We start from the raw sequence: 10,388 nt of genomic DNA on the forward strand, positions 1-10,388 counted from the left end.
TCCCGCTGTCCTGAACGAGGTCCTCCCGCCATGTCCCCCCGCTCTGCCCTGCTTCTGGTCGCCTCGTGGCTCGTCATTCCTGGACAGGCCCTTGCCGCCGACAGCGCGGAGCTGACGCCGGAGAAGGTGGCGGAAATCCGCCGCGACGAGGCCCAGGCACTGTCCAAGGTCGACGAGGAGTACGGCAACCGCAAGTCGTCGGAGATGAGCACCGCGGAGCGCCGGGAGGCCATCGACAAGCAGAAGGCCGCCTCCGCGTCGGTGCTGGAGAAGCACGGCGTGTCGGGCAAGGACTTCGCGCGTTACGAGGCACGCATGTCGCCGGCGGACAACGCCCGCGCGAAGGCGGAGGAGCAGCGGCTGGCGGAGGCCGCCAAGGCCGCCAAGCAGCCCGCGCCCGCGGCCGCCCCGGAAGAGGTCCACGTCCAGCAGGGCTTCAGCGACGAGGACCCGGTGGAGCTGGAGGCCACGGAGGGCGCGGAGCCGTCCATCGACGTCGGAGTACCGAAGGACGCCGAACTGCCGCAGTAGGCCTCTTTTGAACAACAGGCGCGCGGTGGAAAGAACCCCCACCGCGCACGTTGCTCAGCCCTTGCGGTAGCCGTACCGCGGGGCCTGCTCCTGCCACACGCCGTCATACGGGCAGGTACAGTCCGTCTCCTCGGGCTCCGGGTACGTGAAGCGCTCGCCCTTGTAGTTGCGGAACACCGTCTCCTGCGCGCCGTACTCGACGGCGTAGTCGGGCTGGAGCGTCACCTTCCCACCGCCACCCGGCAGGTCCACCGCGAGGTGCGGCACGGCGAGGCCGGTGGTGTAGCCCCGGAGCTGCTGGATGATTTCCAGCCCCTTGGCGATGGGCGTGCGCAGGTGCTCGCAGCCCTCGGCCACGTCCATCTGGTGCAGATAGTACGGCCGCACGCGGCTGCGCAGGAGCAGGTGCGACAGCTCCTTGATGATGCGCGCGTCGGAGTTGATCTGCCGCATCAGCACGGCCTGGTTCTCCACCGGCACGCCGTGGTCCACCAGCCGCTCGCAGGCCTCGCGCGCCTCGGGCGTCACTTCCTTCGGATGATTGAAGTGCGTGACGACGAAGACGGGCGCGTAGCGCCGGAGCGTTTTCGCCAGGGAGTCGGTGACGCGCATGGGTAGACACACGGGGACGCGCGTGCCGATGCGAATCATCTCGACGTGGGGAATCTCGCTGAGCGGCGCGAGCAACTCCTCCAGCCGGGAGTCACTGAGCATGAACGGGTCCCCGCCGGAGATGAGGACGTCGCGCACCTCGGGATGGCGCCGGACATAGTCCACGCCCCGGCGGAGCTGTTCCTTGGAGAGCTCCGCCACCCCGCCCTGCGTGATGCGCCGGCGCGTGCAGTGACGGCAATAGACGGAGCACGTATCCAGCGCGAGGAAGAGCACCCGGTCCGGATACTTGTGGACGATGCACTCCTCCGGGCGCGTCTTGTCCTCACCCAGCGGATCCGCGAGCTCGCCCGGACGGATGCGCGCCTCGGCCCGCACCGGGATGGACTGCATGCGCACCGGGCAGAACGGATGCTCCGGGTCGATGAGGGACAGGTAGTACGGACTGATGCCGATGCGGAACAGCGCGGACGTTTCCTGCACGCCCGCGCGCTCGTTGGAGGTCAGCGGCACGTACCGCTCCAACTGCTCCATGCCTCGCACCGCATGCCGCTGCTGCCAACGCCAGTCCGCCCACTCCGCGTCCGTGGCGTTGGGAAACAGCCGTTTGCGCCCTTCGGCGCTGAGCGACGCGCGAGCGGTCGCCGGCTCCGGCGGGAGACCCGCCGGAAGCACTGAGGTATCCATTACGCCGCCTTCTGCTGCTCCCGCCACCAAGCCTGACCCGCCTCGGACAGCTGGTCGATGGGGTCGAAGTATTCGTACTTCCGGCTGAGCGCGTCCGCATCGTTCATTTCGATGCCGGTCCGGTAGTTCTTGGTCCAGTACGAGATGCCGCGCTCGCGGTCATACTCCGCCACCTGGTGCACCCAGCGCTTCCCGACGAAGGGCACGTCACAGACGATGCGCGGCGTGGCGAAGCCCGGCATGTAGCCCATGATGTCGTGCTGCAGCTGCTGCGCCTGAGCCACCGACAGCCGCCAATGCTCGCTGTTGGGGATCATGTCGCACATGTAGAAGTAGTACGGCAGGATCTTCGCGTGGTCGAGCAGCGTGAAGCACAGGTCCAGCAGCGCATGCGGGCTGTCATTCACACCGCGCAGCAGCACGCCCTGGTTGCGCACGTCACGGAAGCCCATCTCCAGCAGCTTGCGCACGGCCTTGCCCACCAGCGGGGTGAGCTGCTGCGCGTGATTGACGTGCGTGTGCAGCGCCAGGTCCACGCCGCGCTCGACGGCCTTCTTCGCCAGCCGGTCCAGCCCCTGGAGGACGGAGTCCTGGAGGAAGTGCTGCGGGATGGCCATCAGCCCCTTGCTGGCCAGGCGGATGTCCCGGATGTTCGGGATGTCCATCAGCGAGCTGACGAACGGCTCGAGCTGCTGAATGGGCAGGTTCGCGATGTCGCCACCCGACACCACCACGTCGCGCACCGTCGGCGTGCGACGCAGATAGTCGAGCATCTGCGCGTAGCGGTCCTTCGGCCCGATGCCAAACTTGTGTTTGCTGACCTGCGGCACGTCATTGCCCACCAGGTCCATGCGCGTGCAGTGACCACAGTACTGCGGGCAGGTCGGCAGCATCTCCGCCAGCACCTTGGTGGGATACCGGTGCGTCAAGCCCTCCACCACCCACATGTCCTGCTCGTGAAGGCTGTCACGGCTGGCCTTGGGATGGTTGGTCCACTCCGTGAGGCGGTCCGCGTAGGCCGGCAGCATGTAACGACGCACCGGGTCACGCCACAGGTCCTCAAGGTTCATGGTGTTGAGCATCTGCGGAGGCACGAGCAGCGACATGGTCGCCCGCTCGCGCTGGTCGCGCTCCATGCTCTCAGCCAGGTCATCCGGAAGCAGAGCCCCCAGCGTTGCCTTGAGTTCCTTGAGATTCTTGATGGTGTGCTTGCGCTGCCAGACGGAGTTCTCCCAGTCGGCGGCGGACACGTCCTTGAAGCCAGGAATCCGGCGCCAATCGGGCTCGATGAACTCCCGGCGGTGAGGATACGAAAAAGGCTGTTCAGCGGGGCCAGCCTCAGGCTTGGCCCGGATGGGCGTCGTTTGCATGGCGCATCACCTCTAAATTGCTCGCGGGCGAGGCGTCATAGCGCGCCCATGCCCCACTTCGGTCAACAATCGAAGGGGGCATCGGATGCCCGCCTTCTCACTCGATGGGAACATTGACCAGCTTGGCTACACTGTCTTCCGTGATGTCGACCACCACGGGCTTGGTCGTCTTACCGTTGAGCTTGAACGAAATCTTCCGCTTGCCCACCGGTAGCATCAAAGGACTGCCCAGTGTCACCGGTGTCTGGCGATTCGTCTTCTTCCCATCGACGTAGATGTCCGCGCCCGCCGGCTTTGTGCTGCAGGCGAACTTGCCCATCACCTTGGGGGCCCTCGGCGGCTTGGGGGCAGGCGGAGGCTTGGGAGCCGCCTGGGGCGGCGGCCGCACGTTGGCCACGGTGGGCTCGGGCTGCGGCTCCTTCGTCATCTCGAACGCGACCGTGACCTGCTGGCTGCTGCCGTCGGCCTTGAACTCACCGGAGTACGGCTTGTAGCCCGCGAGCTTCGCGGTGAACGAGTAGGTCTTCCCCACCTCCAGGTTCGCCATGCGCGCGTCTGGAATCCGCCCCAGGCGCTCGCCATTCACGGCGATCTCCGCGCCGTCATCACCCTTGAAGACCGCTGCGACCTGAACGGGCGCGGGAGCCGGATCCGTGGCGGGAGGCGGCGTCTGCCCATTGTCGACAGGCGCGTTCTCAGGTGCCTCGTCGCCGCCTGGAGCCTCCGCGGGCGCGGCGGGCTCGGTGGTCCCCGCGGCAATGACGACGCCCGTGTTCGTCGGCGGTGCCGCAGGGGGCTTGTTCTCGGGCGGCGGGGCCGCCTGCGGCTCAGCTTCCAGCGGAAGCGAAACGACGATTCTGCTTCCGGCGACGACATCCACCGTCTTGGCCGAGCTCTGCTGACCAGGAGCGCTCGCGGTGACCCGGTACTGCCCTGCCGGGAGTGCCAGCAGCGTGTTGAGCTGGACCTCCTGGCCATTCAGCTGGATGCGCGCGGAAGGGTTGGACGGGGACACCATGAAGGTGACCTCGCCCGTGGACGGCCTGGTGGCCATCACCACGCCGACGACGAGCAACAGCACGATGGCCGCCGCGGCGGCGAACAGCACCGGCTTCGGCAGCGTCTTGAGGTTGAGCGCGGGCTTCCCCTTGGCGGGGACCTTCGTCTTCGCCTTCGCCTTCGCGGGCGCAGCGTCCTTCGTGGGCGGAGGCGCCTCCTCCGGGGGGAGGGGAACCGAGCCCGTCACCTCTTCCTCGGGCTCGTTCAGGTCGTCGTGCGGGTGACCCTCGTCACCGTAGTCGTCCTGGGCGTCGTAGTCGGCGCCGCTGTCTTCCTCGGGCGGCTGCTCGTAGTCAGACGGATCCTCCTCGGGCTCGGGAGCGCGCTTTCCGCCCCGGCCGCGGCCCGACACGGGTGCTGGCCTGCTGCCCGTCTCTTCGTCCAGCGAGGGAGACGAGCCGCGCGAGCGCGTCGGCGGCGCGGACGGCGCGGGGCCAATCATCGTGGCGCCGGAGTAGGCCTCGCCTTCCTCGTTGCTGATGACGACCTGCGCCTTGGGGCCACTCTTGCCCTTGCGCGAGGACGTATCGGGCGCGGGGGCGCGCAAGGAGTTGTAGGAACCGGACGTCCCATGGTCCTGGATGGGGTTCTCCGTCCGGCCCGTGATGCTGTCGTCCACCACGACGCTGCTGTCAGCAACGCGGGTTTCGGGAGACATGAACGTATGCGAGGAGTCGACAATCTGCGTCTTGTCGCCCGCGCCGACGCCCATCTCCTCGAGTTCCTCGGCGGTGGGAGGCGGGATGTAGTCCTGGACAGGCTGCGCCGGCGCGGTGGACGCACGGCCCGCGGGCGTTCCCGTCACCACCACGGCTGGAGGGGGCGCACGCCGCGCCGCCTGCCGGTTGAACCCAGGGGCCACCGTGATGCCCGAGGCCTCGATCTGGTCGGGGCGCTCGATACCGGCATAGCGCTCCATCTTCTCCGCCTCGCGGAGCATGTCCTCGGCGAAGGCCTCCTTCATGTAACTGGAGAGGTGCTTGGACGAGTAGATGGCGTCACCGGCCAGGAGGAACCGCATCAGGTCCTCGGCCATGTCCGACGCCCACTGGTAGCGGTCCTCGGGTTCGCGCGTGAGTGCCTTGAGGACCACCTTCTCCAGGCCCTGCGGGATGCTCGGGTTGAACTCGCTGGGAAGCGGAACCTCCGCGTTGCGCACCTTCTCCAGGGTGGAGAAGTCCGACTCGCCGACGAAGAGCTTCTCGCCCGTGAGCATCTCGTACAGCAGCACGCCCACGGCGAAGATGTCGCTGCGCCGGTCGATGGGCATACCCCGGACCTGCTCCGGGCTCATGTACCCGAACTTGCCCTTGAGGATGCCCGCCTGCGTCTTCTGGGAACGGTTCGCCGCCTTGGCGATACCGAAGTCGATGACCTTGACCTCACCCTCATAGGAAATGAGGATGTTCTGGGGCGACACGTCGCGGTGGATGATGTGGAGGTCCTGCCCGCGGGCGTCCTTCTTCCGGTGCGCGTAGTCCAGGCCGTCGCAGATCTTGGAGGCGATGAACACCGCTTGGGCGGTGGGCATGATCTCCTTACGACGCCGGTAGCGCTCCAACATGGTCCGGACGTCGCGTCCTGCGACGTACTCCATGGCGATGAAGTAGGTGTCGTCGTACTTCCCGAGTTCGTTGATGTGCACGACGTTGGCGTGGTTCAGCTGAACGCTGATCCGCGCCTCGTCGATGAACATCGTGATGAACTCTTCGTCCTCCGCCATCGTCGGGAGGATCTTCTTGATCGCCAGGATGCGCTCGAAGCCCTCGACGCCGAAGGCCTTCGCGATGAACACCTCCGCCATGCCGCCGACGTTGATGCGCTCGAGGAGCAGGTACTTCCCAAAGAGGGTCGGCTTCTTCATCTCGTGGAGCGGCCCGGCACCGGGAGGCGCGCACCGCGACAGGCGGTGCGCAGACCGGGCGGAAACCTGGACTCTAGTCGCAGCGCGGACGGCGAGTCAAACATGCACAGCAGCCTGAAACCCCAACGAATCCGGTAGCTTGAGCCCTCCGAGCACCACCCGGACCTCGCCATGGAAGTGTCATGTTCCACGACGCGCGGCGGCAGGCGTGCAAAGGGGGGCTCAGAGCTCTGTTGGAGCGCGGTCGTAGGTAGGCGCATGTCGCCTGTATTAGCAGGTCAGAGCGCCCCCTGCTTGGGGCATCCAAGCGGAAGGATCCATGATCCGGCGCCAGCGGGACCGGGCGAACCCGCCACCTGGCGTCGCCGAACTCGGAGCTCTCCCGGCTGAGGTTTCACCGGGCCCACGAGGCGCCTCCATTTCCCGCGCACGGTCAGCCCGGCCGCGGGCGACGCGCCCTCCGCCGCCGCTGGCGCATTGCCACCGAGACCTCTGGAACCAGAGCCAAGCCAAAGGAGGGCACACGGGCCTCGCACTTCAAGCCGCCCAACTCAGGGGCGACGAATGGAGGACCGTCGATACCTCAGCGCCCCAAACGCCCTCCCGAGAAGCGCCGCACCATCCTGAGCAGCCCTCGGCACTGAGAAGAGGGAGCGGCTGAGACTCACCAGGCCCCCCGGGCGATACACGCCCGGACCGACCCCAATGCCAACCAACGGGCGTGCACACCAGAGGGTCTGCTCGCCAGCGAACCAGCCGCGAATATCGCCAGGCATCCGCGAGCACCAGGATGCCCTTCCCCTGGCTTGGCGATCGCAGGCGAGACAGCCAGCGTGCCCTGTGGAGACACAAGACTCATTCTCACCGCCCGAAGATGGGGCTCGCGCTGAAGGAGGAGCCACGAGTGAAGAAGCTCCTGACTCCCTCAGCACCCGAAAGTTGGGGCTCGCGATGTATGAGCAGCCACGAGGGGAGAAGCTCCTGACTTCCGAGCACCGCGAACCGCTGGCCTGCTCTGCGCGCGCCACGGCGGGCACTGCGTCTTCGCGGGGCACTTTCTCGCGAAACCGCACAGGGCGGTTTCCATCATGGTCGCGGTGCAGAGCAGGTGGCTCCGTCGTTACCCGATGAAGGAGGAACGATCTCTTCCGCACGACAGACAGCGCCAGTGCCCGTTCTGAAGATGCAGAACAGCCACTGGGCCAGCTCTACGCGCGCCACGGCGGGCGCTGCGTCTTCGTGGGACGCTTTCTCTCGGTGCTGCGCGGGGCGGTGTTCATCATGGCCGCGGTGCAGGGCATGCGGCTGTGCCACTTCCTGCTGTGGGACAGGTTGGCGCTTTGCCTCAGCGCCCCAGTGGTGGTGGGGTTGGGCTACGCCTTCTCACACAGCGTGGACGCGGTGGCGAAGGGAGCCGCGCGGGCCGAGCACCTGCTGGTGCTGGCCACGACGGCGGCCCTGCTGGCGGTGAGGGGCGTGTGCCGGCTGCGCACGCGGCGCCTGGCCCAACGCCCGCGGTGAGGCGCCGAAAACCCAAGACGCCCAAAACAGAAAACCCCCGGTGTCCACGAGGGACACCGGGGGGTTCTCAAAAAGAATCCGGCAGCGACCTACTCTCCCGCGCGGTTTCCCGCGAAGTACCATCGGCTCTGGAGGGCTTAACTTCCGTGTTCGGGATGGGAACGGGTGGGACCCCTCCGACATAGCCACCGGAAAACAAGCGACAGTGCATACAAAGGGTAAGTTTCAATTCATTGCTGAGCGAAAGTCTCGCTGTGCGTATTTCAGTCTTCCAGGCGAGTGCGTGAAGCACTCGAGCCTCGGCCTTGGCCCCGAGTCCCTTACTCCCCTTGAGGGGGCATGCAAGAGAATGGGGAAAGTAAGCCTCACGACCAATTAGTACCGGTTAGCTGAACGTGTTACCACGCTTACACACCCGGCCTATCAACGTCGTAGTCTTCGACGGGTCTTCAGGGGCTTGCGCCCGGGATACCTGGTCTTGAGGTCGGTTTCCCGCTTAGATGCTTTCAGCGGTTATCCAATCGGCACATGGCTACCCAGCGATGCCTCTGGCGAGACAACTGGTACACCAGCGGTGCCTCCAACCCGGTCCTCTCGTACTAAGGTCAGAGCCTCTCAAGTATCCTACGCCCACAGCAGATAGGGACCAAACTGTCTCACGACGTTTTGAACCCAGCTCGCGTACCGCTTTAATTGGCGAACAGCCAAACCCTTGGGACCTGCTCCAGCCCCAGGATGCGATGAGCCGACATCGAGGTGCCAAACCTCCCCGTCGATGTGAACTCTTGGGGGAGATAAGCCTGTTATCCCCGGAGTACCTTTTATCCGTTGAGCGATGGCCCTTCCATTCAGGACCACCGGATCACTATGACCTGCTTTCGCACCTGCTCGACGTGTCCGTCTCGCAGTCAAGCTCCCTTATGCCATTGCACTCGACGCCCGGTTTCCAATCGGGCTGAGGGAACCATCGCGCGCCTCCGTTACTTTTTGGGAGGCGACCGCCCCAGTCAAACTACCCACCAGACAGTGTCCCAATCCCGGCTGACGGGACATGGTTAGACACCAGAAATCAACAGGGTGGTATTTCACCGTTGCCTCCACCGAACCTAGCGGCCCGGCTTCAAAGGCTCCCACCTATCCTACACAGTCAATCCCTAGTGTCACTGTCAAGTTATAGTAAAGGTTCACGGGGTCTTTCCGTCTTGCTGCGGGTAAACTGCATCGGCACAGCTATTTCAATTTCGCTGAGTCCCTCTCCGAGACAGCGCGGAAGTCGTTACTCCATTCGTGCAGGTCGGAACTTACCCGACAAGGAATTTCGCTACCTTAGGACCGTTATAGTTACGGCCGCCGTTTACTGGGGCTTCGGATCATCGCTTCACCTTGCGGCTGACGAATCCCCTTAACCTTCCAGCACCGGGCAGGAGTCAGACCCTATACGTCGGCTTGTCGCCTTCGCAGAGTCCTGTGTTTTTGGTAAACAGTCGCTACCGCCATTTCTCTGCAACCTCTCTCAGCTCCGGCTGTACGCCTTCACCTACCAGAGGCCCACCTTCTTCCGAAGTTACGGTGGAAATTTGCCTAGTTCCTTGGAGGAGAGTTCTCTCAAGCGCCTTAGGATTTTCTCCTCGCCCACCTGTGTCGGTTTACGGTACGGACACCCTGCAAGCTCCCTACGGGACTTTTCTTGGAAGCAGAGCATCAGCGACTTACCCCTTACGGGGCGCCATGGAGTCTCGGGGATAACTGCCGCGCCTTTATTCGTACGCGACACCCCTACACCTTTAGACTGACACAACCACCGGTCAGCTCGCCTAGCTTTCTCCGTCCTCCCTTAGTTCAACGCTCACAAGATGGTGCAGGAATATTAACCCGCTTTCCATCACCTACGCCTTTCGGCCTCGGCTTAGGTTCCGACTAACCCTGGGAAGATTAACTTGACCCAGGAAACCTTGGGCTTACGGCGAGGGGGTTTCTCACCCCCTTTATCGCTACTCATTTCGGCATCAGCACTCCCAGTCGCTCCAGCCGCCTTTTCAGTCGACCTTCGCTGCAACTGGGACGCTCCCCTACCGCCACACGTTTTACGTGTGACCCGAAGCTTCGGCACTAGTCTTGAGCCCCGTTACATTTTCGGCGCGGCCTGTCTTGACCAGTGAGCTATTACGCTTTCTTTAAAGGATGGCTGCTTCTAAGCCAACCTCCTGGTTGTCAATGACCTGCCACATCCTTTCTAGTGTTCACTTAGACTAGATTTGGGGGCCTTAGCTGTCGGTCTGGGTTATTCCCCTCTTGCCAATGGACGTTATCACCCACTGACTGCGTCCCGGGATAACAATTGCCGGCATTCGGAGTTTGGTACGGTTTGGTAATCTGGTGAGACCCCTAGCCGTTCCAGTGCTCTACCTCCGGCATTGAATTGCCCGAGCCGATACCTAAATATCTTTCGGGGAGAACCAGCTATCACGGAGTTTGATTGGCCTTTCACCCCTACACACAGCTCATCTCAGAAATTTTCAACTTTCACGAGTTCGGTCCTCCATGCGGTGTTACCCGCACTTCAACCTGGCCATGTGTAGATCACCCCGCTTCGGGTTATAATACACGCAACTAAACGCCCTATTCGGACTCGCTTTCGCTCCGGCTCCACCTAACGGCTTAGCCTCGCTACGTATATTAAGTCGCCGAATCATGATGCAAAAGGTACGCTCTCGCACTGGGTTGCCCCGTAGTGCTCGAACTGC

Annotated in this window: 5 protein-coding genes and 2 rRNA genes (1 of these 7 cut by a window edge); 2 read left to right on the forward strand and 5 right to left on the reverse strand. The window is 64.1% G+C overall.

Annotated features, from left to right (window positions below; all coding sequences use genetic code 11):
- Positions 1 to 30: 30 nt before the first annotated feature.
- On the forward strand, positions 31 to 531 hold the full coding sequence (locus OZ403_RS24225; protein WP_140799112.1) for a hypothetical protein: 501 nt from the start codon (positions 31 to 33) through the stop codon (positions 529 to 531).
- 54 nt (positions 532 to 585) lie between these two features.
- Here OZ403_RS24225 and OZ403_RS24230 read toward each other — a convergent pair whose 3' ends face one another.
- From OZ403_RS24230 to OZ403_RS24240, 3 genes are all read right to left on the reverse strand, one after another.
- Positions 586 to 1,830 carry a KamA family radical SAM protein gene (locus OZ403_RS24230; RefSeq protein WP_140793483.1) on the reverse strand — a complete coding sequence of 415 codons (1,245 nt, stop codon included), beginning with the start codon at positions 1,828 to 1,830 and terminating at the stop codon, positions 586 to 588.
- Positions 1,830 to 3,200 carry a KamA family radical SAM protein gene (locus OZ403_RS24235; protein ID WP_140793485.1) on the reverse strand — a complete coding sequence of 457 codons (1,371 nt, stop codon included), beginning with the start codon at positions 3,198 to 3,200 and terminating at the stop codon, positions 1,830 to 1,832. The genes OZ403_RS24230 and OZ403_RS24235 overlap by 1 nt, the downstream gene beginning before the upstream one ends.
- A gap of 97 nt (positions 3,201 to 3,297) precedes the next feature.
- On the reverse strand, positions 3,298 to 6,123 hold the full coding sequence (locus tag OZ403_RS24240; protein WP_268781841.1) for a serine/threonine protein kinase: 2,826 nt from the start codon (positions 6,121 to 6,123) through the stop codon (positions 3,298 to 3,300).
- 1,239 nt (positions 6,124 to 7,362) lie between these two features.
- Here OZ403_RS24240 and OZ403_RS24245 point away from each other — a divergent pair.
- Entirely contained in the window at positions 7,363 to 7,644 is a 282-nt protein-coding gene (locus tag OZ403_RS24245; protein WP_237077374.1) for a DedA family protein, read from the forward strand.
- 76 nt (positions 7,645 to 7,720) lie between these two features.
- Here the strand turns inward: OZ403_RS24245 and rrf are convergent.
- Together rrf and OZ403_RS24255 are read right to left on the reverse strand one after the other, a co-directional pair.
- A 5S ribosomal RNA gene (gene rrf / locus OZ403_RS24250) occupies positions 7,721 to 7,837 on the reverse strand.
- Between the two features lie 161 nt (positions 7,838 to 7,998).
- Positions 7,999 to 10,388, reverse strand: a 23S ribosomal RNA gene (locus OZ403_RS24255) (it continues 573 nt past the right edge of the window).

Source organism: Myxococcus sp. NMCA1, assembly GCF_026810205.1.
GTDB classification, from domain to species: Bacteria; Myxococcota; Myxococcia; order Myxococcales; family Myxococcaceae; genus Myxococcus; species Myxococcus xanthus_A.